This window comes from Paenibacillus sp. IHBB 3054 (assembly GCF_051594305.1).
GTDB lineage: Bacteria > Bacillota > Bacilli > Paenibacillales > Paenibacillaceae > Paenibacillus_AQ.
On sequence record NZ_JBOFBG010000025.1, the window covers coordinates 1 to 25087 of the forward strand.

General features: G+C 44.0%; 29 protein-coding genes. 24 read left to right on the plus strand and 5 right to left on the minus strand.

All coding sequences use genetic code 11. The annotated features are described in order from the left end of the window. Nucleotides 1-222: 222 nt before the first annotated feature. Nucleotides 223-498 (plus strand): hypothetical protein, encoded by a 276-nt coding sequence (locus ACQ76X_RS23100; protein ID WP_438496103.1) that lies wholly within the window; start codon nt 223-225, stop codon nt 496-498. A 186-nt stretch (nt 499-684) separates the two neighbouring features. Here ACQ76X_RS23100 and ACQ76X_RS23105 read toward each other — a convergent pair whose 3' ends face one another. Continuing rightward, nucleotides 685-3129, minus strand: coding sequence for a TOTE conflict system archaeo-eukaryotic primase domain-containing protein (locus ACQ76X_RS23105; RefSeq protein ID WP_438496104.1), 2445 nt, complete (start codon nt 3127-3129; stop codon nt 685-687). Nucleotides 3130-3220: 91 nt separating this feature from the next. Between ACQ76X_RS23105 and ACQ76X_RS23110 the strand changes: the two genes are divergently transcribed. The 13 genes from ACQ76X_RS23110 (at nt 3221) to ACQ76X_RS23170 (ending at nt 11137) form a co-directional block, all read left to right on the plus strand. Beyond that, on the plus strand, nt 3221-3766 hold the full coding sequence (locus ACQ76X_RS23110) for a DUF6155 family protein (protein ID WP_438496105.1): 546 nt from the start codon (nt 3221-3223) through the stop codon (nt 3764-3766). Between the two features lie 83 nt (nt 3767-3849). Further along, the gene (locus ACQ76X_RS23115) at nt 3850-4047 is read left to right on the plus strand and encodes a hypothetical protein (RefSeq protein WP_076114558.1); all 198 of its coding nucleotides are present in this window, start codon (nt 3850-3852) and stop codon (nt 4045-4047) included. Continuing rightward, complete coding sequence (locus tag ACQ76X_RS23120; RefSeq protein WP_438496106.1) at nt 4040-4615, plus strand: zeta toxin family protein; 576 nt, start codon at nt 4040-4042, stop codon at nt 4613-4615. Before ACQ76X_RS23115 ends, ACQ76X_RS23120 begins: the two co-directional genes overlap by 8 nt. Nucleotides 4616-4881: 266 nt before the next feature. Continuing rightward, nucleotides 4882-5139: a hypothetical protein gene (locus tag ACQ76X_RS23125; protein ID WP_438496107.1), complete on the plus strand. Its 258-nt coding sequence runs from the start codon at nt 4882-4884 to the stop codon at nt 5137-5139. After that, on the plus strand, nt 5136-5522 hold the full coding sequence (locus tag ACQ76X_RS23130; protein ID WP_438496108.1) for a retropepsin-like aspartic protease: 387 nt from the start codon (nt 5136-5138) through the stop codon (nt 5520-5522). Before ACQ76X_RS23125 ends, ACQ76X_RS23130 begins: the two co-directional genes overlap by 4 nt. A gap of 228 nt (nt 5523-5750) precedes the next feature. Continuing rightward, nucleotides 5751-6170, plus strand: coding sequence for an AlbA family DNA-binding domain-containing protein (locus ACQ76X_RS23135; protein WP_438496109.1), 420 nt, complete (start codon nt 5751-5753; stop codon nt 6168-6170). 36 nt (nt 6171-6206) lie between these two features. After that, nucleotides 6207-6938, plus strand: a complete 732-nt coding sequence (locus tag ACQ76X_RS23140) for a hypothetical protein (protein WP_438496110.1) — start codon at nt 6207-6209, stop codon at nt 6936-6938. A 256-nt stretch (nt 6939-7194) separates the two neighbouring features. Further along, on the plus strand, nt 7195-8493 hold the full coding sequence (locus ACQ76X_RS23145) for a helix-turn-helix domain-containing protein (protein ID WP_438496111.1): 1299 nt from the start codon (nt 7195-7197) through the stop codon (nt 8491-8493). A 31-nt stretch (nt 8494-8524) separates the two neighbouring features. Then, nucleotides 8525-8965 (plus strand): hypothetical protein, encoded by a 441-nt coding sequence (locus ACQ76X_RS23150; RefSeq protein WP_438496112.1) that lies wholly within the window; start codon nt 8525-8527, stop codon nt 8963-8965. Nucleotides 8966-9030: 65 nt separating this feature from the next. Then, nucleotides 9031-9390, plus strand: coding sequence for a hypothetical protein (locus ACQ76X_RS23155; protein ID WP_438496113.1), 360 nt, complete (start codon nt 9031-9033; stop codon nt 9388-9390). Between the two features lie 291 nt (nt 9391-9681). Further along, nucleotides 9682-9873 (plus strand): hypothetical protein, encoded by a 192-nt coding sequence (locus tag ACQ76X_RS23160; RefSeq protein WP_438496114.1) that lies wholly within the window; start codon nt 9682-9684, stop codon nt 9871-9873. Between the two features lie 626 nt (nt 9874-10499). Then, nucleotides 10500-10736 carry a hypothetical protein gene (locus ACQ76X_RS23165; RefSeq protein WP_438496115.1) on the plus strand — a complete coding sequence of 79 codons (237 nt, stop codon included), beginning with the start codon at nt 10500-10502 and terminating at the stop codon, nt 10734-10736. Between the two features lie 86 nt (nt 10737-10822). Further along, entirely contained in the window at nt 10823-11137 is a 315-nt protein-coding gene (locus ACQ76X_RS23170) for a PD-(D/E)XK nuclease family transposase (RefSeq protein WP_438496116.1), read from the plus strand. Nucleotides 11138-11206: 69 nt separating this feature from the next. On the opposite strand, the gene ACQ76X_RS23175 is transcribed toward ACQ76X_RS23170, so the two are convergent. Continuing rightward, nucleotides 11207-11431, minus strand: coding sequence for a helix-turn-helix domain-containing protein (locus ACQ76X_RS23175; protein ID WP_438496117.1), 225 nt, complete (start codon nt 11429-11431; stop codon nt 11207-11209). Nucleotides 11432-11718: 287 nt separating this feature from the next. On the opposite strand from ACQ76X_RS23175, the gene ACQ76X_RS23180 reads away from it, so the two are divergent. After that, complete coding sequence (locus ACQ76X_RS23180; RefSeq protein ID WP_038584714.1) at nt 11719-11988, plus strand: DUF6809 family protein; 270 nt, start codon at nt 11719-11721, stop codon at nt 11986-11988. Between the two features lie 508 nt (nt 11989-12496). On the opposite strand, the gene ACQ76X_RS23185 is transcribed toward ACQ76X_RS23180, so the two are convergent. Further along, complete coding sequence (locus tag ACQ76X_RS23185; protein WP_438496118.1) at nt 12497-13291, minus strand: SDR family NAD(P)-dependent oxidoreductase; 795 nt, start codon at nt 13289-13291, stop codon at nt 12497-12499. Nucleotides 13292-13434: 143 nt separating this feature from the next. Continuing rightward, complete coding sequence (locus ACQ76X_RS23190) at nt 13435-14451, minus strand: helix-turn-helix domain-containing protein (RefSeq protein WP_438496119.1); 1017 nt, start codon at nt 14449-14451, stop codon at nt 13435-13437. A gap of 210 nt (nt 14452-14661) precedes the next feature. Here ACQ76X_RS23190 and ACQ76X_RS23195 point away from each other — a divergent pair, with 210 nt between their 5' ends. Together ACQ76X_RS23195 and ACQ76X_RS23200 are read left to right on the plus strand one after the other, a co-directional pair. After that, nucleotides 14662-15156 (plus strand): MerR family transcriptional regulator, encoded by a 495-nt coding sequence (locus ACQ76X_RS23195; protein WP_340895526.1) that lies wholly within the window; start codon nt 14662-14664, stop codon nt 15154-15156. 28 nt (nt 15157-15184) lie between these two features. Then, on the plus strand, nt 15185-16156 hold the full coding sequence (locus tag ACQ76X_RS23200; protein ID WP_438496120.1) for an aldo/keto reductase: 972 nt from the start codon (nt 15185-15187) through the stop codon (nt 16154-16156). A 117-nt stretch (nt 16157-16273) separates the two neighbouring features. Here ACQ76X_RS23200 and ACQ76X_RS23205 read toward each other — a convergent pair whose 3' ends face one another. Further along, a complete protein-coding gene (locus ACQ76X_RS23205) occupies nt 16274-18655 on the minus strand; it encodes a GH36-type glycosyl hydrolase domain-containing protein (RefSeq protein WP_438496121.1) in 2382 nt (793 codons plus the stop codon). A 455-nt stretch (nt 18656-19110) separates the two neighbouring features. Between ACQ76X_RS23205 and ACQ76X_RS23210 the strand changes: the two genes are divergently transcribed. Genes ACQ76X_RS23210 through ACQ76X_RS23240 form a run of 7 tightly spaced genes read left to right on the plus strand, consistent with a single transcriptional unit; the run spans nt 19111 to nt 25083 of the window. Next, the gene (locus ACQ76X_RS23210) at nt 19111-19440 is read left to right on the plus strand and encodes a hypothetical protein (protein WP_438496122.1); all 330 of its coding nucleotides are present in this window, start codon (nt 19111-19113) and stop codon (nt 19438-19440) included. Between the two features lie 24 nt (nt 19441-19464). Then, a complete protein-coding gene (locus ACQ76X_RS23215) occupies nt 19465-20646 on the plus strand; it encodes a hypothetical protein (protein WP_341377019.1) in 1182 nt (393 codons plus the stop codon). Nucleotides 20647-20655: 9 nt separating this feature from the next. Beyond that, entirely contained in the window at nt 20656-21429 is a 774-nt protein-coding gene (locus ACQ76X_RS23220; RefSeq protein ID WP_438496123.1) for a hypothetical protein, read from the plus strand. Further along, nucleotides 21426-21875 (plus strand): DUF5085 family protein, encoded by a 450-nt coding sequence (locus tag ACQ76X_RS23225; RefSeq protein ID WP_438496124.1) that lies wholly within the window; start codon nt 21426-21428, stop codon nt 21873-21875. Before ACQ76X_RS23220 ends, ACQ76X_RS23225 begins: the two co-directional genes overlap by 4 nt. 1 nt (nt 21876) lies before the next feature. Beyond that, a complete protein-coding gene (locus tag ACQ76X_RS23230; RefSeq protein WP_438496125.1) occupies nt 21877-22341 on the plus strand; it encodes a DUF5085 family protein in 465 nt (154 codons plus the stop codon). 58 nt (nt 22342-22399) lie between these two features. Continuing rightward, complete coding sequence (locus tag ACQ76X_RS23235; protein WP_438496126.1) at nt 22400-24298, plus strand: hypothetical protein; 1899 nt, start codon at nt 22400-22402, stop codon at nt 24296-24298. 38 nt (nt 24299-24336) lie between these two features. Further along, the gene (locus ACQ76X_RS23240; RefSeq protein WP_438496127.1) at nt 24337-25083 is read left to right on the plus strand and encodes a hypothetical protein; all 747 of its coding nucleotides are present in this window, start codon (nt 24337-24339) and stop codon (nt 25081-25083) included. The last annotated feature ends 4 nt before the right edge of the window (nt 25084-25087 follow it).

The window sequence follows — 25087 nt, forward strand, 5'->3', positions numbered from 1 at the left end:
TCAAGTGGAACGACACTATTCCACTCACTATGTAAAGCTGCCAAATCCCGAGCAGCCCAATTAAAAGTCGCTTTTAGTGGGGCTTAATCAGCCGCAAAGATGTGATGAAGAGGGGGCGTAATTATGTGTCGGGTGGATTCTTGTGAAGGAGCAAGAATGTTTGCGGCTCTTGGCATATGTCAAGAAGCAGCCTTCTCGAATGGAACTGGGGGGGTGTCCAAGGTGCGATGGGATGAAGTTCAGGAGCGTTTTCCTAATGAATGGGTCGTTTTTGAGGCGAATAAGGCCTATTCCAAGGAAGGCCAGTGTTTTATTGAAGAGATGTCGGTGATTGACTCCTATGTGGACTCTACCAAAGCATTGAAACGGTACAGTGAGTTACACCAGGAAGCTCCACATCGCGAGTATTGTTTTTTCACACTTCCCGTCCTGAGGTTGTGGCGCGAGAACGATATGTGGGGATCAGAGGGCCAAGATGAATATAACAGAAATCTTTGATACTGGAGAAATGCAACTGAAACTAATATTCGCTAAACGGCTATCTTCATACAGTTTCAGCAACAATCCCCGCCGAATTGAGGCTCTGCACGTCCACCCCTCAGTTTATAGAACCCCTTTCCCAGCAAGGCTTTAAGGCCTCTTTGGTGAAAGGGGTTCTACACGTCATTCCATTGTATTAAAACGTTACAGCTCCGCCCCCTTATATCCCATCTTCCGATACCCTTTCACTCTTTTCTTGAACATCGCCATTAACATAGGGACCTGAAGGTCGATATAATCATATATTTTTACTTCTTCTTTATTCACATGACTTCGGTGCAAGCGGCCCGCATATTGCTGCAAGGTGCCTGACCAAGAGATAGGATGGACAAGGAACAAGGTATCCAGTCTGGCATCATCGAAGCCTTCGCCTATCAGCTTTCCGGTAGCGATAACCAGACGTTCTTGATCATCTGGAATAGAGGAGATTTGGGCGCGTAAAGCCTCTCTCTGTTTTTTCCCCATTCTGCCTCTAAGCACAATTACGTTTTTGGCAAAAGACTGCAATCTCTCTGCAAAATATTCAGCATGAGCGGTTCGTTCAACCAGCAGCAGCGGAGAGCGGCCTTCATCCAGGCAGGTAAGCAAATCGTCAAAAATAAGAGTATTACGTTCTTCGTTGTCTACAAGCTGCTGATAGATGTCCTGAATACCGGAAACTTTTTCTCCTGGCTTGATCTGAAAATGGGTATACCGAGGAACAACTCTTAAAGAAAATCCTCTGGAGCTGCTTAAGGCTATCGCATCCACCTTTAATAGTACTGGTCCAAGCTGGAATCGTACGATTGCTTCTTGTCCGTCTTGGCGTTTAGGTGTGGCAGTTAAGCCGAATACATACTTAGCTTTGACTTCACGAAGAACCTGTTCGAAGCTGTAGGCTGATACGTGATGGCATTCATCCACAATGACTTGGCCGTATTCACTTACAAAAGGTTTAACAATCCCTTTATAGTTGAGGCTCTGAATGACAGCAATATCGATGATGCCGGTTCGTTTGTTTTTGCCGCCGCCGATCATACCGATCGCTTGTTTTGGAACTTCGAGAAAAGTTTGCAATCGCTCCTGCCATTGTTCCATGAGCTCCCGGCGATGCACCATAATAAGGGTGTTTGTCTTTCTTGAAGCGATGATGCTGGCCGCTACGACAGTTTTACCGAATGCGGTTGCCGCCGAGAGGACGCCTATATCTCTGTTTAGAATCGCTCTCGCCGCTGTATCCTGAAGAATGGTCAACGTACCGGTGAACTCTGCTTCTATTGAAGTTCCAGACGAACGTTGATCGTCAAGTGATACTTTGACCTGATTTTGCTCAAAAAAGGATAACAGATCCTGCAAGCATCCCCGTGGAAGAACTACGTAACTCTCCAAATCCTCTGCACATGAGATAACCCGGGGTTTACCGTAGGTGGAGAGTCGCATAGCTTGTGATTTATAAAAATCGGGATTGGAGAACGACGCCAATTTAATCAGAGCATGAACGGCACTTGAAGGGAGTCCAGACTTAGGAATATAAAGACGATCTGAATGTAGGACCTTTATTTCAGCAGGTAAAGGTTCCATCAGAACCTCTTCTATCTGAGTCTGGTTCTCTTGTAACAAGGTCAATCCGTCCGTTTCATGGTCTGATACCGCTGTAAGAGTGTCATTGTTAAAAAGCCCACGCTTCCCATGCTTATATATAAACTGCTTTACCTCGTCTTCGGTCATCTTGCCAAGTCCGGATAAAACACTCCATTGGTCAGCATAGGGCTCGAAGTGTTCATCAATAAAGCTGCTGTTTCCCTGTTTACGTGGTCCACCCTGAAGCGGCAGAGCAATTAGGTTGCCAAATCCGCCTTTGGGCAGTGTATCCTGATTGGGAAACAGGCGGTCGTAGGATTCCATGCCGATCTGATATCTCTTGTTCATGGTTAGACTCAGTACAGTCATTCCAAATCTTCTGGCAATAGCAGCTTCAATATTTTGACTGAAGAAAATCCAGATGTGACCCCCATTACCGGAGCGTGAGCGCTCTAACAGTGCAGGTATTTCATGGCTTCTACATAGCTGCATTACGGCAGTAACGTCCTGCTTCCAATCATGTTTGTCGAAATCCATTGCCAAAAACCAGCAGGTTTCATCCGGCAGCATTGGATATATGCCAATCGTTCTGTCTTGCCTTGCATCTAAATGGGATGACAGTACTTCGTTTGTAAGGGGCATGAAGCTCTGGTGTTTGCAAACGGAGCATTTTACTCTGGGTTTCTCGCACACCGAAGTCCACTCATTGGCGCAGACGGGTGAGTAACCGGACTTACCTTGCTTGTTGCTCCAGCGAATCGGGTATACATCGTCTCTGCCGCGAAAATAACTTTGATATAGGGCGAGCTTGTCTTCTACCGTTGAGTACTGGTGAACATTCGATTCTACAACAGTTGTTTCTTTGCTTACTTTTGCCGGAGAGGTGGAATTAGGCACTATTTGTTTATCCGTACTTGATCTATTCTCGTCATCCGCAAGCCCCAGGAGACTTCTTAATCGAGCGATCTCTAGCTTAAGTTTTTCAATATGCGCTAGAGCTGCGTTATATTTATCCTCCATATTGTCCATTGATTGGTCCTCACGTTTTATTTATATTATACCTTGTAAGCAGCAGAGTAATAATGCTGGGAATTATAACCTGATTAAGGAGATCATCATAATGCTGAAATTAAGAAACTCAACCATTAAAAAGCATTTGAACAATCTTACGAGGGAAGAACTTGAAGCTGAAGTCTTAAATTTGACCAAGAAATATCCGATCATTCAGGAGCATTATTTCTCAGTCTTATTTCCTGACAACGGGGAGATCTTAAGCAAGTATAAGAATATTATTGAGAAGGAATTCAGCCATCATAAGGGGGAGATCTTGCGATACCCGATTATGAAGAAAGCAATAAAGGACTTTAGTAATGTTTCAAACAACAAGGAGCAAATTGCTGAAATCATGGTTTTTACAGTGGAATGTGGAGTGGACTTCACGCTTTCATTTGGAGACATTGATCAAAAATTTTACCATACTATAGCAAGCATATATGAACAAGCCTTAAAGCACATTGTAGACAATCAATTAGAAGACAAGTTTGTAGGTCGATGCAACCGATTAATGCTGAGCAGTCAGGATATTGGCTGGGGTTTTGGATTTGATATGATGGATTTGTATAATGACTATTTAGGACAAATGGATGAAGAAGAAGACCTTGAGTAGCTTATACGGACGAATTATTAATCGTAAGGATTGTGTTATAATATTATAAATAAAAATCGAAATCCGAGCGAGGTGCTATCCTAATGCTGCCCCAAAGGGAAGAATTACAACGGTTATTGAAAAAGGCCAATCAGCATGCAATCGCAGAGGCCAAAAAGGCTGGAGCCTCCATTTATTATATAAAGGACGGTAAGCGGATACGTGAAGATGCCAAAGGGCAGAAATTCGAGATTACTTACGATGTAGCCGGAAATCGCACTGAGCTTGTTAGTCATGACTGAACCAGAGTTTGTAATGACGGTTTTTGCTGGCACTAATGGGGCCGGAAAAAGCACAATTAGCTTTCAAATGAGGGATTATGTTGGAACCATTATTGATCCTGACCAGATTGCTAAAAGGATTAACCCGGAGGATCCCAGAAGTGCAGACCTGTCTGCCGGACGAGAGGCTGTAAAGCAAATAAGGGAATTAATCGGGCGAAAAGAAAATTTTGCTATAGAGACTACTCTGTCGGGAAGTTTTGTTTTACGTCATATGATGACAGCCAAGAAACAAGGTTATAAAGTCGTCATGTATTATATTGGTTTGCAGGATGTGCAAATGCATATTGATCGGGTAGCTTCAAGAGTGGAACAAGGAGGGCATTGGATTGCGGAAGAAGACATCCGGTGGCGATATGGTCAATCTTTAAGTAACCTGAAGCCGGCTTTGGAGATTTCGGACGAAGTCACCATTATCGACAACACCAGTGAACCTGAGGTTGTGGCGGAGATTAAACGTTCACAGATCAGCTTTTGCAGAGAGGAGATTCCTACGTGGGCTAGGGGAGCTTTGGAATTGTACTTGTAACAAGTTGCTCCAGGTTAGGCTTATTAAGCCAGAGCAAGGGACATGGAGCGTCTTTGCTAAACGGCTATCTCGTACAATTCCAGCAGCAACCCCCGCCGTGAGCATAGAACAGGGTCTTGAAGAAGAGGAAGCTTTTGTAGTTGGATTTCTGGAGGGATACCGCTTTATAAAAGAGCTCCAAAGATCGGGTGGAGGTCTGACTCTGGTTTAGAAGATATCACCGATATGCTATAATAATAGTAATTATTTAACCGGGGGTGTCCAAGATGCGATGGGATGAAGTTCAGGAGCGTTTTCCTAATGAATGGGTCGTTCTTGAGGCGACTAAGGCCTATTCTAAGGAAGGCCAGCGTTTTATTGAAGAGATGTCCGTGATCGACTCCTATGAGGACTCTACCAAAGCATTGAAGCGGTATAGTGAACTGCACCAGGATGACCCTCACAGAGAGTATTGTTTCTTTCACACCTCCCGTTCTGAAGTTGTGGCACGAGAACGATATGTGGGGATCAGAGGACCAAGATGAATATAACAGAAATTTATGGGCTTCCCTTCGTAAGCATGACAGTTATGTTTAGGGGGAGAGAGTTAAAGCTTGAGAAGGTGCTGCTTGATACAGGTTCTTCCAGCACACTTTTGAACGCGGACATCGTACAGGAGATTGGTATGGTTCCTGAAGGAAATGATATCGTTGATATTATACGGGGTGTAGGTGGTGTGGAGTATGTGTACACCAAATACCTGGACTCGATTATAGTCGATGAAGCAATACTTAAGGATTTTCAAGTGGAAATCGGGAACATGGATTATGGCATGGAGATCGACGGAATCCTTGGTTTTAACTTCTTGAAACAAGCAGGGGCTGTGATTGACACAGGAGAGATGCAACTGAAAACTAACGTTCGCTAAACGGCTATCTCGTACAATTCCAGCAGCAACCCCCGCCGAATTGTGGCTCTGCATGTCCACGCCTCAGTTACTTGAACCCTTATCCATGCAAAACCACAACGGTTAATGCAGGACAAGGGTTTATTTTTTATCAGAACTCTTTCTTTATATTCCCTGTATTTGACAAGCCTGCTGCTAGTGATTTAGAATAAGGTCAACTAAGGTCAAAGATGGATTGGAGTGATTCTTATGTCATTGATGCAAATTCCGATTTCGCAGATTACCGAAGCTGATCTCCAAAATCTAATCACTAATTCGGTTTCGGAGAGTAGATTTCTCGATTATAAAGAGCAGTTACATATCCAGCAACAATCTGAAAAGAAGGAGTTTTTATCAGACATATCGGCATTTGCAAATTCTGGTGGCGGTGAATTGGTTTTTGGGGTGTCAGAAACTGGAGGGCAAGCTGTTTCCATTAATGGAATTCCCTTCACTGATCCAGATGGCCTAAAGCTACAAGTTGAGGGTATTATTCGTACAGGAATCGACCCACGCATCTATGGCTTGCAGACTGAGGTTATAAGATTAGCTAATGGAAATAATGCAGTGGTCATACGTGTTCCACAAAGTCTTAATGGCCCTCATATGGTAACCTTAAGTGGATCGTAAATATTTACAATTAGAAATTCTGCAGGCAAACATCCAATGAGTGTTTCGGAAATAAGGTCTGCATTCATCGCAAACAATGCTGTCCGTGAGCAGATTAGAAACTTCCGCATAGAACGTCTTGCAGCCATTAAGCTTAATGAGGGCGCAATACCCCTTTTGGATTCAGGAGTTCAACTAGTTTTACACGTGATCCCAGTAAGTTCATTTGGAGACCACATATTGAGTACAGATGTCCTAGATAGCCAAAAGTTTAATCTCCGGAATTTTAATGCTACTAATGGTGATTGCCGTTTCAATTTAGACGGAGTGTATAGATTTGCACAATGGCAGACATTTGAGCTTCCTATTGCGTATACCCAGTTGTTTCGTAATGGACGGATCGAATCTGTGAATGCAGCTATGATGCGTCTTAATACTGATTCTGACATTGCGATATCTGTAGTGGAGTCAGAACTATGTAAACGAGCGTTCAATTTCATTGCTGTCTTGCGTAACTGTGGAATTGCACCACCCATAATTTTAGCCCCTGCATTATTGGGGGTGAAAGGAAGGGTTGTGATCGAAGCTGCACATGGTATGAGATTTGGACCAATCCAGAAAAACGATTTAGTCCTTCCCGAAACCCTACTTGAGACCTATCCTACCAATGTCGCGGATGTTGCTAAGATCATGCGTTCGGCGCTTGATGCAATGTGGAATGCAGCTGGACATATTGGATCTAAACATTTTAATACAACTGGTGATTGGATAGATCCAGTTCCACGATAAGATCAATTAAAGTTGGACTAGGCCACCTCGCCAGCATCCTGATCATCAGGCGGCGGCGAATTGTGGTTTTGAACACCCACGGTTCGATTTCCAGAACCCTTGCTCGTGTAAACACACAACTTGAAGGAGTTAGGAAAAAGACGTACCCATTCATGGATACGTCTTTTTTCTGTTACTATCAGTTTATGATTTTTTAGAAATTATTTAATGGATATTTGTGTAATGGTATAATTAACTAAATATAGATGATTACGAAATGCTGGTTTCAGTAAATGTTGCGGGAGGAGTTGGAGTAGTGATCGGTTACGTAATTCGAGGGGAAGTCGAAGCGAAAAGATGGTATAACGGCTCCATGTCTATGAAAGAAGCAGCCACATATTTAAAAAAATCGACGTCGACTCTACGGAAGATGGTCAAAGAAAATAAGATACCGTACACCCGGCAGGGGCACAGGAATAGTGGGACCCTTTTTCATCAGACCATCTTAGAGGCATGGGTGAAGGGGGATTTTCCACCTGGGTGCGTTAAGTTGATTCTGGATGGGGAACATATTGATTTAGAGCATGAAGAAGCGCTCCGAGAACACAACGAACGGCTTCTCGGATTAGCGCCAAAGTTGATGACCGTAAAGGAAACAGCGGCTGATAACTATAAGAAATCTATAAGACTTAGTTTGATTCCAATGCAAAGGAAGTTGGAGATTGAAGGATATTGCTTTGGGTTATCTGTGTCTGAAAAGTTAACAAGTCCACATCCATTAGTTCTTGATACAATGCAATATAAAAAAGCGAGAAAGGAAACTACACGATCTGCTTCGACAAATTATCTCAATGTAAACACTTCAAATGAACAGTTTGAAAGAGCTCTAAATATTCTGGATTCCGTACTCAAGGCTTTTGAAAGATTAGGTGGAGTTATTAAAAATAAGCATATGGAAACGAGAGTCTGTGTAGGAAGTGAAGAAGTTAAGATAGGTATAAAAGAGAAAAGAAAGCAAATACGGCATGAGAAGACTAAAGATGAATTAAATAGTGAAGCAAGGACGGGTTATTCATGGGCCCCGTCATTCGACTATGTTCAGACCGGTAATTTGCATTTTTTTATTGACGAGTGGCATGCGCCTCGGAAAAACTGGAATGATACTGCAAATAAGAAAATTGAAGATAGTATCAGTGATATTATAATGGCCATCTTTGAGACTGCCGAGTGTTTAAGGCTTATTCGGAAAGAGCGAGAAGAAGATGAATATAGAAGACGTGAGGTGGAGCTAGAGAGAAGAAAACTTCAAAAGCTTAGAGAAGATGAGCATCTCAGAATTATTGATTTAGAGGATCAAGCGAAGGATTATCAAATGGCAAAATCTATAAGGGAGTATGTTGACGCTTTAATCATAAGAAAAGAGAGTACAATTTATTCACGCGAGAGTGAAGAATTAGAATGTTATATTAACTGGGCTCAGCAGAAAGCGGATTGGTTTGATCCTTTAGTCAATAGAGAAGATCCACTATTAGGTAGAAGGCGTGATAATAGGGAAAGAAAGATGGAACTTAATTAAGCTGTCTCTCCATACAAGTAGGAGGAATGTTATGGATAAATCAGTGTTTGACCGATTTAAATATTTTATGGAGCGTGAAACACCTGTTTTCAGATCCTATGTAATGAGGAAGGTAAACGGCGAGATATTGGACATCGAAACTCTACCTCCAGATGATTTGCAAGAAATGTTTATAGAAGAAGTAATAACTGATGGTGTGATTGCTGATCTCTTTGATGTAGAACAGAAAGTTGTAACAAGGAAGAGGTATAAGCATGGGATTAAACTCGGACAAACTATATCTCGCAAGTCAATTGAACTAATTGAAAATATATCAAAATTAGTTGAGACTAGAGATTTATCTGAAGATATTGAACTTGTGCTGATTCCTATTAAGATAATTATTCATCCGGACGAAGATCTTATTTTCGCACCTTATCGTGTTTTTAAAATGATGGAAGGCAGTATCCATCTTACGACTATGAAGGTTTGAAAGAAGTTGATACTGAAGCCTTTTGTGTAAGGATTAGTCGGGTAAAGCGAGAGATCGAAAGCCTATTGGATGAGATTATTGAATTTTTATGGGAATATGAATGGGAAAACGAAGTGTATTTTGAACGAGAAAATGATAACAAGGTAAGCGTATCAGCAATCCTTTACGCGGATGAGGATTCCACTGCTGCTAAAATTAGTTTGGCAGTATCACTTCAGATTTCTGGTCAGCATAAGTCTGGAGATCTTATTTTTGATACGGAGTACGATTTGAGTACAGGCAGTCTTAGCTTTCAGACGGAAGGATGCGATTTTAATTTAGATGTTGCTGATATTGAAGATTTATTCTTGGAATGCTGGAGCAGTGCTGACCATTACGTTCAAATCCAAGATGAAATTGAATCGGAATTAGAAAATGAGAATTAGGTTAAGCCACAACTCCAAACATCCTCAGCATCACACTCCGCCGAATTGTGGCTCTGCATGTCCACACCTCGGCTCCATTGCTAAAAACCCTGTATGTGATTTCAGCGTCAAAGCGATTGATATCTTTGGACGGCTGAATAACTACTCGGTCAACGTATTCTTGAAGAACTTGTCTTTTTTCACCTTCATCGGCGGAGAGAAGCAGGTTCTTTTTCGTTTTCAATACTTTTTTTAAAATGGCCCTTACTAGTAAAGGGGATTAATAAATGAACAGTAAATGGAGTAATTATAGTGGTGGGTATCTTTGACGGCAGCCGTGCTGCTGGGCGTACAGACTGTTGGTGCGATATTCGGGTTCAATTGACCCCAGAAAAATCCGATGAGGGTACAGCGGCCGTGAATGCGGTTCTGGGTATCTTGGTAGTGCTGGGGATTGTAAGTAATCCGGAAGCAGGTAAAGGATATTTCAACAAAAATAATTAATTACAGATGATAAGTAAAGCCCCGCCATTAAAGGAGGAGCTTTACTTACAAGGTAGTATAGTTTTGATTAATACTTAATATCTTCGTCTTGGTAATCGTTCTGTACTGACTTTAAATAGCCTCCTATCGCAAATGTAGTTATAAGTCCACCGCTGATACCCATAAAGTTGAAAAGAGCGTAAACCCAAAAATCGCGCCAACTCCAAGCGTAGATAGAAGCACAAGAATGATACCAAACCATTTCATAGCAAGTAACTCCTTTAATATATGTATTAAAATGGCAATTTGGTAGTAATACGTATTATTTACCTATCAGTTTCACTTGTATTTCAAGTACATACAGCCGAAGCTATCACGGACGCAAGCAACTCTGATAAGCAGTAAATTCCCAAGTGTTTTTGCGGACAATCTCTTTCAAACAAGGATGGAGATCTTCTACTATTGGCTTCCTGTTATGTACATTGGGCCTTACTATGCATCTCGACAAGTGAAGGAAAATTATGGTATGTTTTTCATGTAATTACTGTAGTAATGAGTTATATGTTAAAGAAATCCTTTCTCGGAAAATTATAAATAATAATTATGATCATTGTTTTGTATTAATAATAAAAAGGGGGGGAGTCTTAATGGGGAAAAATGTGAAGTTAGTTTATTGCATTTTGGGTAGTCTTGTACTTACTTTATTAAATCATCCACTACTTAGTTACGCAAAACTTGGTATGTTTAAAAGTGGTTATGGTGAAAATATATTTGGTGTGTTGTTAGTTTCAATTACTGACATATTGTCATTAGTTGGATTTTCTTTATTGATTTTATTTTCTGTTATATTAATAATAAAAAACATGGATTTTAAGGATAAGTAGATTTCTTACATTATAATATTAAGATAAAAGGATACGATTAATGAATATCCGAAATAGCATGAAGTCAGATTCGAGCTATAAATTAAGTGCAGCTACTTTTTCACTTGGAAAATACAATAAAACAAGCCTTTTCACCTGAGAGGGAGGTACTGAAGATGAATGAGCCGGGTTTGGAGAAGGCGATGGACACCCTGCAATATTTGAGTCAGGATTCAGACGCCAGACGGTTGTATGAGGCCAGACAGAAGTATCTGCATGATGAGGCATCTATGCTCGGAAGTGCAAAAATGGCAGGTATAAAGAAGGTAGCAAAGAACATGCTGACCTTGAATCTGGACATAGCGACCATTGCAAAAGCTACTGGATTAACGGAGCAGGAAATTAATAGTTTGAGGAAGTAAATAATTAGGGAGCATCCAATTGAGCGGATGCTCCTTTCTTATTGAAGAAATATCAAGCGTTGCTATGTCTCAATCTATTTCAGTATCAACCAAGTCAATAATCTCACGAATATCCTCGATATTTAAAGCCTCTGCAATTTTAACTATATGACTGAAGCTAATACTTTCTCTCTTCCCGTTAGCTAACTCACTCAATGCTGCATGTCGAACATCGGATATTCTGGACAATTGCCGCAGCGAAATCTTATGCTTATTGGTCAATTCAGATATTTTTATTACAACTCTTTTCCCCACCTTAATCCCCTCACTTGTTCCGAGTTTTACCTTGACTATACGTATAAGCGTACCGTATAATGATTTTGTGCTTGGTACGTATATGCGTACCGAATTGAAGTTTATTATTCTTTTTTTCACAACATGGAGTAGAGAATGCCTCTAAATTTGCACTAAAATGAGCAGGTAAATCTATTTCTCCAAAAATGTATTATATTCATTGGGTAAGTTGTCTTAAATATCAAAACGTAACTGTTGACAGTAATGTATAAATGAAACTGATTAAGTGCCCCAAAAAGGAGGCCCCCATGCCAAGCATTCTCGAATCCCTATACCACGGTAGTTTGTTCCCTAACGAACACGTTATCCCCAAAGATTCTAATTATCGCCCGTTAAACAAACAAATCATCGAGTCTATAGAAACTTGGAAAAGCAAGCTGTCCGAAGGAGATTTTGAGGAACTGGAGTCTTTATTGGAGCTGTATTCGCAAGTGCAGGGGATGGATATGACGGCTGCGTTTGTGTGCGGACTCAAGACCGGAGCGGCGATGATGATTGAAATTCTAGTCGATGATTAAGAATGGCGAAAGCCCTGTTCTTTAGGGAGTTCCGCACCAATCAAGGTGTCTTTTTCAGCGTTTTCCTAATGAATGGGTCGTTCTTGACGCGACTAAGGCTTATTCTAAAGAAGGCCAGCGTTTTATTGAAGAGATGTCCGTGATCGATTCCTACGAGGACTCAACCAAAGCATTGAAGCGGTACAGTGAGTTGCACCTGGAAGACCCTCACAGAGAGTATTGTTTTTTTCACACCTCCCGTCCTGAGGTTGTGGCACTGGAACGATATGTGGGGATTAGAGAACCAAGATGAATATAACGGAAACTTATGGGCTTGCCATCGTAAGCATGACAGTTGTGTTTAGGGGGAGAGAGCTAAAGCTAGAGAAGGTGCTGATTGATACAGTTTCTGCCAACATACTTTTGAACACGGATATCGTACGACTATGAACTCTTATATCAATTCTGTTTAATTTACAGCGAGCAGCAGATCGATTTGGCCAGCTGCCCGTTGTAACACAGTGATCCTTTAATAAATCGTCGGCACCATTCCCCCGTCCATACGGATTGGAGAACCTTTAAATGCTGAAGCATAAGGGCTGCATATAAAAGCTGCTAGTCTTCCGATTTCGACCGGTCTGATAAATCGTTGAATCTCAGACTGAGGCAGGTTTGCAGCCATAAATTTTTTCTCTTTTTCGGGGAACGTTATATTGTCATCGGCGTAGACTCCCTCAATGATCTGATGCACATTTTCAGAAAGTGTTGGCCCAGGCATTATCGTATTGACGGTCACTTCCGTTCCTATAGTTAATTTTGATAAGCTTTTTGAAAGTGAGAGCAGCATTGATTTGGTTATGCAGTATTGCGGCATTTGACCTGAAGGCATTACGGCTTCTTCGCTGGCGATAAAAATCATGCGTCCATAATTGTTTTCCAGCATTTTAGGCAGATAAAATTTACATAATCCGTTTGCAGCAAGCACATTCGTACGGAAGTATTTATCCCATATTTCATCGGTTACGTCATCGTAACTCATAATTTCATATATGCCCATATTGTTAACCAAAATGTCCACATGAGGATATTTTTCAAACAAGGCTTCTCTCTGCATAACATCCACAATATCTGCAGTGGCATTTTGAGGAGAAGTAGCCGGAAATTTCGAACGAATTTCGTTTACCGTTTGTTCTACCTCTTCGTAATTTCTTCCATTAATCAGTACATTCACGCCTTCTTTGGCCAGTTCAATAGCAATGGCTTTACCGATACCCTTCGTTGAACCTGTAACTAAAGCTGTTTTATTGTGTAATCCCATATCCATGATACATTTCCCCTAAATGAAGTTATATAGAACCTCAAGAATAATCTTGCGTTCCGATAGGGATTATAATACCTTGTTTGGGCGGCTCAGTAACTAGCTCACAGCGCCAATCTTCTTGCATCACGCGCCAATTTATTTAAATTTTACTTATTGTGAGAGCCTACATTCTCCGAACGCCAATGAGAGGGCGTATCGCCTTCCCATATACGGAATGCGCGGTAAAACGAATTCTGGTTCTCGTATCCCACTAGGCAAGCTACTTCTTTAATATCCAGTGACGGGTCGGCCAAATATGCCCTTGCCTGCTCATGCCTGGCCTGCGTTAACAGATGCTTGAAGCTCGTGGCTTCTTCAGTTAGCCGGCGCTGCAGCGTCCGATCGCTCATATTAAGCTCCTTTGCGACAGACTGTATGTCAAGAAGCCCTCCCATAAGGCTCCGCTTGATGATCCATTTTACTGTCTCAGTAATAGAAGTAGTGTTTTGCTTTTCATTCAGCGTCCGGTCTAAGACAGGTGTCAAAATTTCCAGCAGTTCTTCGTTATACGTTGCAAAAGGAATGTCCAAGTCTTGGCGCCGCAGTGTGAGCCGGTTCCCGCTGGTACCGATTTGGATTGGACAGCCGAAATAAACCTCCAGCGTCTGCATATCGCCCATGGGACGTGAAAATTCGACCCTTCGTGCATTCAATACTTTGCCTGTTCCCCGGCGCCCAAGTTCCAGAAGATACGCCAGTGTGATCCCGAGCAATACCTCCGGACCGGACTCTTCCGTATGCTGCCACTCCAGCTCGATGGTGCATTCCTCACCCTCCTCCATGATAAGCAGCCTTTCAGGGGGACACATTTGTTTATACCTGGCCATGCGGCAAAGAGCATCCCGATAATCACGGGCGTGGTAAGTGGCCAAGACGTCAGGCGGGAATTGTGCCGTTTCAAAGACAGATACAAGTCCAATGATCGCTTTGGCAATATCCCCTATGAGATCCGAAAAAGCCTGCCAGACCGCAAAATACTCTGCGGCAGTGACTTTAGGTTCAGTAATTACGGTAAGCGGCAGCCCGGCTTGCCGAGCTACATCCCTTGGAGCAATCCCTAACTGCTGTAATCCGGACCAAAAGCCAGAAGGAAATTTAATATATTTCGTGGTATGTAACTTCATATACAGGTCTCCTTTGCTGATTACACGGATGTGCCGCTGAATAAAAAATAAATAAAAACGCAATAGCCTTATGCTAACATATGAACACCAAGCATACTCTCTAGTCTGTTCAAAAGTCTACTCTGCCGATTCCTTGTGTATTGCTGTCATTACGTCCGGATCATGGGATTAAAATTTTATCGGTTCTCTATAAATTGGGGGGTTGCCTTAATGTACACATTAACCCTTAAGCTGAAAAAGACCCGGTCGATTACATCCAAATACGAGCATGAAAGGAGTGTCACCATCATGTCTTTTTCCATAAAAGAGGCTTCGGAGCGGCTAGGTTGCCCTGCACATAAAATTCGTTATTACGAGAAGGAGGGGCTGCTCCCTTATATTCAAAGAGATGAGCATGGGAACCGTCAGTTTGAGCAAGAACACCTGGATTGGATGAGGCTGATGTCCTGCTTCCGGGCAACAGGAATGAAGATATCTACATTGAAGCATATGGTCCGCCTTGCTTTAGACGGCGATTCAACCATTCCGCAGAGAAAAGCGATTCTGAGCGAATATAAAGAGGATTTGCAGCGGCGTCAGTACGAGCTTGCTGAAGCACTTGAAGCAGTGGACAACAAGCTTGTCATCTACGAGGAGATAGAAAAAGGGAGACTTCCTTCTGAAAGTAAACTGCTGAGCCAAATGGATAGTGCCAGCAAACAATAATATTGAATAGATGGAGAGGTATCAAGATATGAAGCAAAGAACACTAGGAAACAGCGATATAGTCGTTTCTATGATTGGACTGGGAGTTATGGGCATGTCTCCTGGCATGTATGGAGAAACCAATGATGAGGAGTCCATCAAGACGATTCACCGCTCGCTAGAAATCGGAGTTAATCTGCTTGATACGGCCGATGTGTACGGAAATGGGCACAACGAGGAGCTTCTTGGGAAAGCTATCAAAGGCCGCCGGGATCAGGCAATTATTGCAACCAAATTCGCATATACCCCTAACTATGAAAGTTTGAACGGTCATCCCGCTTACGTAAAAAAGGCCGTAGAAGAAAGTCTCCGCCGGTTAGGCACAGACTATATTGATCTCTACTACCAGCACAGGGTAGACCCCAATATTCCCATCGAGGAAACCGTTGGCGCTATGGCTGACTTGGTTAAAGAAGGCAAGGTACGCAGTCTCGGCCTGTCTGAAGCATCTGCTTCTACGCTTCGCCGTGCGCATGCAGTGCATCCCATTTCTGCACTGCAAAGTGAATATTCTCTATGGAGCCGGGACATTGAAGATGACGTTCTCCCCACTGCCAGAGAGCTCGGCATTACGCATATCGCTTACAGTCCGTTAAGCAGAGGTTTTATATCCGGTGAAATTCGGAAATTCGAGGATTTGGATGCAAATGATCTGCGCAGATATATGCCCCGATTCCAAGGCGATAATTTCCAGAAGAATATAGAAATTGTAGATAAAATCAAGGAAATCGCCATCGAGAAAAATTGCACGCCTTCACAACTGGCTATCGCATGGACGATCGCTAATCACGCACTGCCGATCCCGGGAACGAAACGAATCAAATATTTGGAGGAGAATGCAAATTCCGCAACTATTGAGCTGACCCCTGAGGACTTAGCGCGGATTGAAAATGTAAACCCCAAAAACGAAGTCCATGGAACCCGTTATATGAAAGAACTGATGTCGCAACTGAATGGCTAACAATCATCTCATATTTCACTAGGGGCCAAAGAAAGCAACCTCTGTCCGAAGCGGATAGAGGTTGCTGCTGGTGTATATGATGAGCAAAAAGCTGGCTGATCAAATGGAAGGAGGGCCTTACCCCATAATGACTAGCACGTTGTTTTCGGCTTTCATTTTGGCGATCGGGATCAGGTCGCCTTGAATTTCTTCACCGTTAATGACGATATGGGTAACCCCTTTTTGGACGCCGTTCTTGTTCTCCACCTGAATGTTCAGCTTCTTACCGCGGAATTCCCGTACCATGGAGAAATCATTCCAGCTGGAAGGAACACATGGGTTGATGCGAAGGCCATCCATCTGCGGTTGAATCCCCATGATGCCCTCCACCAGAGAGACCATCACGGTCGAGGCGGTGCCTGTGAGCCAGTGGACATGCGCCCGGCCTTGATACGGGCTGTCTTTGGACTCGACGAATTGACCATGCACGTAAGGCTCAAGTTTACGGATTTCGGCCTTATCGTTCATGCTTGCCGGACTACAATTCAGGAAGTATTCGAACGCGCGTTCACCGTTGCCAATCATGGTTTCCGCTAAGATGAGCCATCCCTGCGGCTGGCTGAAGATGCCGGCGTTTTCCTTGGTGGAGGCGTTGAAAAGGGCCATCAGAGCCACAGGCAGGCCGTATTCCCGGAACGGCGGGTAGAATAACATAGTGCCGTAATCGGTCCGTAGATTGTCGTACACTTTATCCATGGAGACCTTTGCCTGTTCCGGGCGAGCGGCGCCGCTTAATACGGCCCAGCTTTGCGGATTCAGCCAGATTTTTGCTTCATCATTCTCCCAGGAGCCAATTGTATAGTTATCTTCGGTGAATCCGCGGACGAACTGATCGTTCTCCCAAGCATGCTTCTGAATGTTCCTGTCGAGCTCATCGAGCAGGCCCTGTGCCCACTTTACGTCGTCCGGCTTGTTCTTGTTTTGCGCGATTTCCATGAACACTTTGAAGGCCATGTACAGCTGGAAGGCGACGAATAGCGACTCACCTTTGGCTCCGAGACGCAGACAATCGTTCCAGTCCGCATGAAGCCCGACTGGCATGCCATGTGCACCCATACGATCCAGGCTGAATTGAAGGGCCTGGCGCAGATGCTCGTACACCGTGCCCTCGCCTTTATCCGAATAAGGTATCACTTCATCTGTAAAGCCCCAGTTGCCACTTTCATTTAAGTATTTAATGACGGTTGGGAACAGCCACAAGGCGTCATCGGCGCGATAGTGGGGATGACCGGTTTCCCGCACGTATTCCGGGTCGTCTGGTGTGCCCTCATGACCAGGGTTATGATCAAACTTCACGAGTGGAAGTCCACCGCCGTTGGAGACCTGGGCGGAAATCATCAATCTCAGACGTTCGAGGGCCATCTCATGATCCAGATGAATGATACCTTGAATATCCTGTACGGTATCCCGATAGCCGAGTCCGTTACGAAGACCGGAGTATTGGAAGGAGGCTGCACGAGACCAGATGAAAGTGATGAAGCATTGATATGCGTTCCAGGTGTTGATCATGTTGTTCAGATTATCGCTTGGTGTCTGGACTTGGAAGCGGTTAAGTTTGCTGTGCCAGAATGCCTTCAGTTCTTCGAGTTCCTTGTCCACGACAGACAAATCTTTGTAGTGGCTAAGAATTTCGGACGCGCCTTTCTCGTCATATTGTCCCAGAAGGAATGCGATTTCTTTCTCTTCTCCCGGCTGCAGCTCCACGTTGATCTGCAGAGCGCCGCAGGAGTTGGTGTTGTAGTTTAATGAATTGCTACATTGGCCGTTTGCAACGGAGGCCGGATTGCCGTAGCTGCGGTAATCGCCGAGGAACGTATCCCGGTCGCCGTCGTAAGCGGTTACCTCTGCGCCTGCAGCACCGAAGAATCTCCAGCTCCGATCTTCGGGAACGTTTTCATTGATGGATTGAAGGATCATATTATTTTTGTAGTAGGTCCGTGAGATAAACAGCGTGTACTGAAGGTTGACAGTATCCTGCTCGTAATTGTTATTGTTGGTTAATTCGACAAATCCGAAGAGAGCCAGCTTCCGCGCTTTGGAGTCATTATTGCGGACCTTCATGCGCCATACCTCGTAGGTTTTGTTCAGCGGTACATAATACAATGATTCTGTATGGATATTGTCGTAGTCCGAGACGATGTTCGTGTATCCGGTTCCATGATGGCATACCGACTTGTACTGATCCAGATCTTTACCCACGGGCTGCCAAGAACCGGACCAATAATCCCCGTTCTCCAAATCTCTCACGTAAATGTAGCGCCCAGGCTCGTCCTTTGAATTAAAATGGTAGCGGACATGCCGCCCGTTGGCTCCAGACTTTACAAAACTGTAGCCCCCTGCGTTTCCTGAGATAATGGCGCCGTATTCCGGCGAGCCCAGGTAGTTCGCCCAAGGGGCAGGCGTATTCGGTTTCGTAATGAGATACTCTTTGTTTTTTTCGTCAAAGTGACCGTATTGCATAACCATTCCTCCTATAAAGTGGATGATGGGCAGGGCAATAAACGCGCGTTCACAAACGGGTGAAGTTTCCCGGCCCAATTTCATTATAAGATAGTTTTAATCAACCTATAACCCCATATTTGTGAAAAATCAACAAAGAATATCAAACTAAGTATTTTTCAAGTTCTTCTAATAAAGGCGGGAAAACGGAAGGGCTTTATCGGCCTTATTGTTGCGTCTAAGGACTTTTTTTTCGTAATATGCAAAATTCAGTTTAACAAGTCGTTTTTGATGGTAATGTAAGTAATGTATGTATTGTGTGGGTATATAATGAACCAACCAAGTTTTTTTATGTACTCAGTTTACTTGAGAAATTTGATACAGCATATGCATTAGGACCACGGAAGCTTGTACATAGATCACATTTAGTGTTTATTTGGGTTGGGAGTTAATCTACCCTGCGAAAGGATGATTTTATGAAAATTGATGTCCAAAGGGAGAGCGGAATTGCCCGGGAGATCGGCCAGCATGAAGTTTCTCTGGGCGCAATCAAAGAAAATCTCGAGTTGTACAAGGAAAGTTTGAGAAAAAGCTGGGATGCAGATGAAACTATACATATGACACATGCTATGGAACTGATTCAAACGAGTATTGGAAGGGTCGCATCAAGTCTTAGAGCGATTGAGTCGGATATTATATCTACGGCAAATGCGATAAGACAAGAAGAAGATGCGAAGGAGGCAGCAGAAATCGCAGCTAGAGAGGCAGCATTGAAGCAGCTCAAGAATAGTCCGCATATTAAATAAAGTCTGTGCCGGGAGGACACTGTATTGAATACCATTTTCCTAGATGAGAATCTTATTCAAATTGCATCAACCCATCTTTCTAAGTACACCTCTGATTTATCTGACGCAGTGAGCAGACTTTCCCGGTTGCTTGGTCAAATTGACAATAGAGTTCTGTCGCGAAGTGATGTAGGCAGCCGGTTAGGGAACCTGTGTAAAGAGCTGGGGGATTTACAGGAAAAGCTGGGGAATTTCAAGAAGTTTGTGGAGAATGAAAGTGGAAAATATTTTGATATTGAAGATTATTTGGTTAAAGTTGGATTGTCATTCAGCTCAAACCCCATAGACCAGTATGAATCTCAATTGGCTGGCGATCCTTTCTTTCTGCTGGCCTTCCGCAATGCCGTGAATGATGTATTCTCTGGCATTACGAACTCGGATACATTACTCCGGTATAAAGATTTGCAGTTTAAAACCGTTAAAAAAGACGGGAAGATTCTCATTCAGCTCGTCAATGCGGAAATGGTTACGGGCAGACACTATATGGAGTATCGAGACGGGTTGGTCCGGCTCTTAGGCGGAGAAAGTGGAACCTTCAAGAAGCGATACGTGAACCGGTTAATTAACGGGGATGGAATACCTCTGTATGTTGATGGCCATGGAGTTATCCAAGATAATATGGACCGTTTTAATAGACTGGCTCCTGTAGAACAATTCATCAATGGAAGAAGCAACAGATTACAAAATATGAAGGATGTATTCAAATCTTCTTATAAAGACGGGATGACGCTCTGGGATGATTTTAACTGGAAAAATACGACGGTCTTGTCTAAGGGCGGGAAGTTTCTAGGTGCGGCCGGGACGGTTCTGGCGGTAGGAGATAACTTTGTGGAGACCTTCAGAGACGGCGGGAAGTGGGATTTTAACTTGAAGAACACCGGTACTTTTGCTGTGAACACCACGGTGGATGTTGCCGCCGGAGCGGGTGCAGCAGCAACTGGTGCCGTTATCGGCTCGTTTGTGGTGCCACCCTTGGGAACTGTAGTGGGGCTCGCCACAGGCGTAGCTATAAACTTTGCCCTCAATGCCAAGTTCGGAGGTCCGCCGCCAAAAAGTGTAGTCGATCATACGAAAGATGTGGTTAACGATGCAGTGGATGCTACTTGCGACGCTATCAGTGGTGCTGTATCAAACATCGGAAAGGGCTTGAACAAATTGATATGGTAGGAGGCTCACATGTTAAAGCAATATAACGAGGAGTACTTCGCTAAAATAAAGGAAGCCGCGCGTGAACGCTTGCGTCCTGATGGTGTATCTGTATTTATTATAGCTACCTTAGTGTTCAGTGCTGTAATGATCGCGGTTTCGCTTAATGCGGTCCTCTATGGTGATAACACCGATTCGAGATGGATGATTTATTTAATTGTAGACATAGTCCTCTGGGCATTCCATTTGCTGGCTGCGCTTTTATTTTATAATGAGAAATTGGCCTACAAATATCAAAAAATTCAGGCCTATATACTATGTTTCATTTCCCTGAAATTTTCGCTTGAGATCTATTTGGTTTATTTTCTTATGTGTGAAGACAGGGGAGCGGAGCCGTTCATGACATCACTCGGTCTGCTGATGTTGTTAGGCGGAATTCTTTTTCTGATCCTCTCCACCTGGCGGGCAGTACATCGGGTAAAACAGGGTCATTTACGAAGAGGCGAAAAAGGATTATATAATTTTGGAGGGTCCAAGTCGTACATAAGTTTCCCTGTTATTTATCTCGGAGCCGTTATTGCCGGATTTGTGCCTAGGATGTTCGCGGATAACAGCAGTTATACATCCTTTGAGCCTGTAATTGCCTTGGTGCTTTGTGTAGTTCTTCAGTATGCCATTGCCATGGCCTGGCCTGAATTCATCCTGCTGGCATACTGCAAAGGGCGGTTCCAATCTTTTCATATCCAACCACCCAAGCAGCGTAAATCGAAGCAGCAGAAGCCACGGGGGGGACACAAGGCATGAAAATAAAGCGGACTCCGATTATATTCCATAACGTCATCAGTTGTACCAAAACCTGCAAAATAGAGGAATGGCATCAGCTGGCCAGAGAGCTTCGTAATTCCGTTGTAAGTAGCGGCTTATATGGTACAGGTCCGATAATTTATCAAGTTTCCAATCTGAATTTGGACGTAGGGGAGGCTGACTATTCCTTCTACATTCCTGTTAATGCACCTGTAGAGATGGAGGGGAATGAGGATTATCACTTTACGGAAACTTTGAACTTTACAGACGGGCTGCTGCTCAGACACGCTGATCTCGACGAGGATATCGAAGAGTCATACGCTGTTCTGCGGTCATGCGCCGAATCCTACCAGTTAAAGCTTAAGGAACCCTTTTACAATATCTATCTGGATGTCTACGGGGATGGAATTATTGATATCTTTGCTCCGGTCATTAAGGAGGGATAGTGTGGTAAATCCAAAGGATTCGATAAAGTACACCAGTGTTATCTCCAGAAAGTATCATTTCTACTATAAGGATCTGGAGCAGCATCTATCCGATTTTATGAGTGATGTATTCAAGCTTAAGGCTACGATTAAAGGTCCCTTATTCTATTCTATAAACAATATTCCACTGGATGAATTGATGCATGCTGAATTTTTTATTCCTATCCAAGAGGATTATCTGGACGTGACAGAAGATATGCATTTCCACAGTTATTTCTGCATCGACCGGATGATTTCTACTTGTGATCTTGCCGATTATGAAGCAAGTACGGAGACCGCTTATGGAGAGCTGCTCCACTATATGGAGAGCAATTATTTGCGCCAGACGACTCCCATTTTTCATATCGTTTCCGGGGACCGGACATTACCCTATGTATTTATCAAAATCGGAGTTAGCGCTCAAAGTGCTGAGGAAATTTGGCTGTGAACGGCGGTACAGGACGGTTATCAGCGAATTGAACCGCATGTAGAAAGGATGCAAGGAGATGGCATTCAATCCAGAAACCAATGAAGAATTAGTGATTGATGGGAAGGTTTATGTTATTCAGGGGCATCCGCTCATGAGTGAGATCCCATATGGCCAAGAGGGCAGGCAAGGTACGGTGTATAAACTCACCAGCATTCAAGACGGCATTTCCAAAGCGCTGAAAGTATTCAAACCCGTCTTCCGGCAGCCTTCTAATGTATATTTGTCAGAGCAGCTTGCGGCCTTTTCAAAGATTGATGGACTTCAGGTCTGTGAACGGGATGTATTGATTCCTCAGCGGGACGTACAACTGTTGGGAAGTCACCCGGAGCTGCTGTATGCTGTTCTTATGCCATGGATCAATGGTCCGACCTGGATGGATCTCATACTGGAAAAGAAAGATATTTCCCAAGAAACGGCGCTTCATACCGCCAGGTCCTTGGCTGAAGTGTTATCTTTCATGGAGCAGCGCGGGCTGGCGCATGGGGATTTATCAGGCTCTAACGTTATGATTCCCGGACTCCTGCATGAGATTATCCCCTTAGTCAAATCATGCATTCAGCTGATCGACATAGAGCACATGTATGCAGTCCATCTCGACAGACCCGAATATATGACGATGGGATCACCCGGATACTCTTCCGGGAGAAGTGATTATCAGCATCTTTGGAACAAGTATGCAGATCGTTATTCCGGCAGCATCCTGCTCGCGGAGATGCTGGCATGGTTCCATCCGGAGATTCGGGAAGCGGCATGGGGTGAAAGTTATTTTGACCCCGGGTTGATGGAGAATGATCAGGATAGAGTAGCTTTAATTAATAGAGTGTTGACTGAAAATTACGGCGGCGAGGTTGCGGGTCTTTTCCGTAAAGCATGGGAAAGTGACGCGCTATATCAATGTCCAGCATTCGGAGAATGGTATATTGCCTTATCATCGGTCAGCCTTGGCTACACGGACTCCTCCGAAGAGGTCCGGGCGGAAGGAACAATGACTTCAACGGCCCTCCCATCCGTTCTTCGTCCGACTCCAATGGAAGAGTTGTCAGAATGGGATGAAGCGCCGCTGCGTAGAGCAAGAATGCTGGAAAGTTCAGGGGATTTACAAGGAGCCTTGGCGGCTTACACAGCATTGCTTGCCGGTCCCGTTGCTGATTCCTCTGTCCGCCATGAAATCGAAGTTTCCATACAGGTGATTCAGTCTCTGCTGGCTGAACAGCATTCGAAAGAAACTGCGCCGGAACAGGAAGAACTGCGCCCGCCGGCAGGCAAGAAATGGCGGCTCGGAATGCTGATTGCATTGGCGGCAGCTATTGTGCTCGGCGGCAGTCTGACTGTAAGGGGAATGATGGGCGAATCGGAGCCCTCTAATGAGGCTGCTGACGTTGCCGCTCAAGTAACGGTGCAGCCAACGGCAACAGCCCAGCCAACGGTTGCCGCCAGTCCGTCGGCGGCTGCTCTGGCGCCCGTAACCACGGAAAAGCCGACGCCAAAGCCGACAGCTAAGCCGACGGTTGAACCAACGCCGAAGCCGACAGCTAAGCCAACGGTTAAACCAACGCCAAAGCCGACAGCCCAGCCGACGGCTAAACCAACGCCGAAGCCGACAGCCCAGCCGACGGTTAAACCAACACCGAAGCCGACAGCTAAACCAACGCCAAAGCCGACAGCTAAACCATCGCCAAAGCCGACAGCTAAACCAACAGCCAAACCAACACCGAAGCCGACAACTAAACCGGCGGCAACCGCCAAATCAGTAGCGAAGAAGCAAAAAATCAAAGCGCTGGAGGATAACATTCTTTATGCCTACAACGTTGAAGATGATACGGAAAAGGTTATCCGTCTAGCTAAACAACTAAAAGCACTGGATAGCAATAACAAGCTGGCACGAAGCATGCTAAAAGAGCTTACAGGAGAGTAGTTATACAAAAGTACATATAACATTTAGGAGGAATAGATATGAAGAAGTTTATCTCAGGCTTTATCTGCGGTGGATTATTATTCGGAGGTGTTACCGTATTTGCGGCAGATTTAAAGGGAGCCCTATTCAATATTAATAGTGTTGAGGTGGATGGCGCGAAGATTACGGTGAATAGTAAAAATAAACCTTTTACATTCCAAGGCTACGCTTATTTTCCCAGCTATATGCTGCCTGAGCTGGGTTATGAACCTTCGCGTTCCCGTGACGGGAAGACTGTAATCTTAAATTCAACGGGCAAGAAGGTTTACGCAACCACCGGCACGATTGAGGCAGGCAACGATTTCCTGATCGGAGCTCCTGAAGTGGTTAATACGAACGCAGAGAGCAGTATTATGTACGACGGCAGCACTGTGATTAAAGAGCAGAACGGGACCACCCATTTGAATTATATCTATACGATGCTTGGAGACTATACTCCGGATAGCAAGGGACAAGCAAAGATTACCTATCAACTGGATGAAAAGTACAGACAGTTTAATGCGAAAGCGGCTCTAATTCAGCATAAGCTAGGAAGCGTCAGCACGCAGCCGGTCACGGTAGATGTTTATCTTACAGATAAAGGCGGGCAAACGACCTTATACGGATCGTATACATACTCGTCCACTCAAGAACCGCAAAATTTAATTGTGCCGCTTCGTTATGTGGATAAGATTACATTTGCAATAAGCAGTCTCGGCGCTTCTAAAGTGGAATTTGCCATGTTTGATCCAGTGTTCATTAAATAGTATT

Coding starts and splice junctions, on each gene's coding strand:
- ACQ76X_RS23105 (WP_438496104.1), bottom strand. CDS start 3,129: ATGGACAATATGGAGGATAAATATAACGCAGCTCTAGCGCATATTGAA.
- ACQ76X_RS23110 (WP_438496105.1), top strand. CDS start 3,221: ATGCTGAAATTAAGAAACTCAACCATTAAAAAGCATTTGAACAATCTT.
- ACQ76X_RS23115 (WP_076114558.1), top strand. CDS start 3,850: ATGCTGCCCCAAAGGGAAGAATTACAACGGTTATTGAAAAAGGCCAAT.
- ACQ76X_RS23120 (WP_438496106.1), top strand. CDS start 4,040: ATGACTGAACCAGAGTTTGTAATGACGGTTTTTGCTGGCACTAATGGG.
- ACQ76X_RS23125 (WP_438496107.1), top strand. CDS start 4,882: ATGCGATGGGATGAAGTTCAGGAGCGTTTTCCTAATGAATGGGTCGTT.
- ACQ76X_RS23130 (WP_438496108.1), top strand. CDS start 5,136: ATGAATATAACAGAAATTTATGGGCTTCCCTTCGTAAGCATGACAGTT.
- ACQ76X_RS23135 (WP_438496109.1), top strand. CDS start 5,751: ATGTCATTGATGCAAATTCCGATTTCGCAGATTACCGAAGCTGATCTC.
- ACQ76X_RS23140 (WP_438496110.1), top strand. CDS start 6,207: ATGAGTGTTTCGGAAATAAGGTCTGCATTCATCGCAAACAATGCTGTC.
- ACQ76X_RS23145 (WP_438496111.1), top strand. CDS start 7,195: ATGCTGGTTTCAGTAAATGTTGCGGGAGGAGTTGGAGTAGTGATCGGT.
- ACQ76X_RS23150 (WP_438496112.1), top strand. CDS start 8,525: ATGGATAAATCAGTGTTTGACCGATTTAAATATTTTATGGAGCGTGAA.
- ACQ76X_RS23165 (WP_438496115.1), top strand. CDS start 10,500: ATGGGGAAAAATGTGAAGTTAGTTTATTGCATTTTGGGTAGTCTTGTA.
- ACQ76X_RS23180 (WP_038584714.1), top strand. CDS start 11,719: ATGCCAAGCATTCTCGAATCCCTATACCACGGTAGTTTGTTCCCTAAC.
- ACQ76X_RS23185 (WP_438496118.1), bottom strand. CDS start 13,291: ATGGATATGGGATTACACAATAAAACAGCTTTAGTTACAGGTTCAACG.
- ACQ76X_RS23190 (WP_438496119.1), bottom strand. CDS start 14,451: ATGAAGTTACATACCACGAAATATATTAAATTTCCTTCTGGCTTTTGG.
- ACQ76X_RS23195 (WP_340895526.1), top strand. CDS start 14,662: ATGTACACATTAACCCTTAAGCTGAAAAAGACCCGGTCGATTACATCC.
- ACQ76X_RS23200 (WP_438496120.1), top strand. CDS start 15,185: ATGAAGCAAAGAACACTAGGAAACAGCGATATAGTCGTTTCTATGATT.
- ACQ76X_RS23205 (WP_438496121.1), bottom strand. CDS start 18,655: ATGCAATACGGTCACTTTGACGAAAAAAACAAAGAGTATCTCATTACG.
- ACQ76X_RS23210 (WP_438496122.1), top strand. CDS start 19,111: ATGAAAATTGATGTCCAAAGGGAGAGCGGAATTGCCCGGGAGATCGGC.
- ACQ76X_RS23220 (WP_438496123.1), top strand. CDS start 20,656: ATGTTAAAGCAATATAACGAGGAGTACTTCGCTAAAATAAAGGAAGCC.
- ACQ76X_RS23225 (WP_438496124.1), top strand. CDS start 21,426: ATGAAAATAAAGCGGACTCCGATTATATTCCATAACGTCATCAGTTGT.
- ACQ76X_RS23235 (WP_438496126.1), top strand. CDS start 22,400: ATGGCATTCAATCCAGAAACCAATGAAGAATTAGTGATTGATGGGAAG.
- ACQ76X_RS23240 (WP_438496127.1), top strand. CDS start 24,337: ATGAAGAAGTTTATCTCAGGCTTTATCTGCGGTGGATTATTATTCGGA.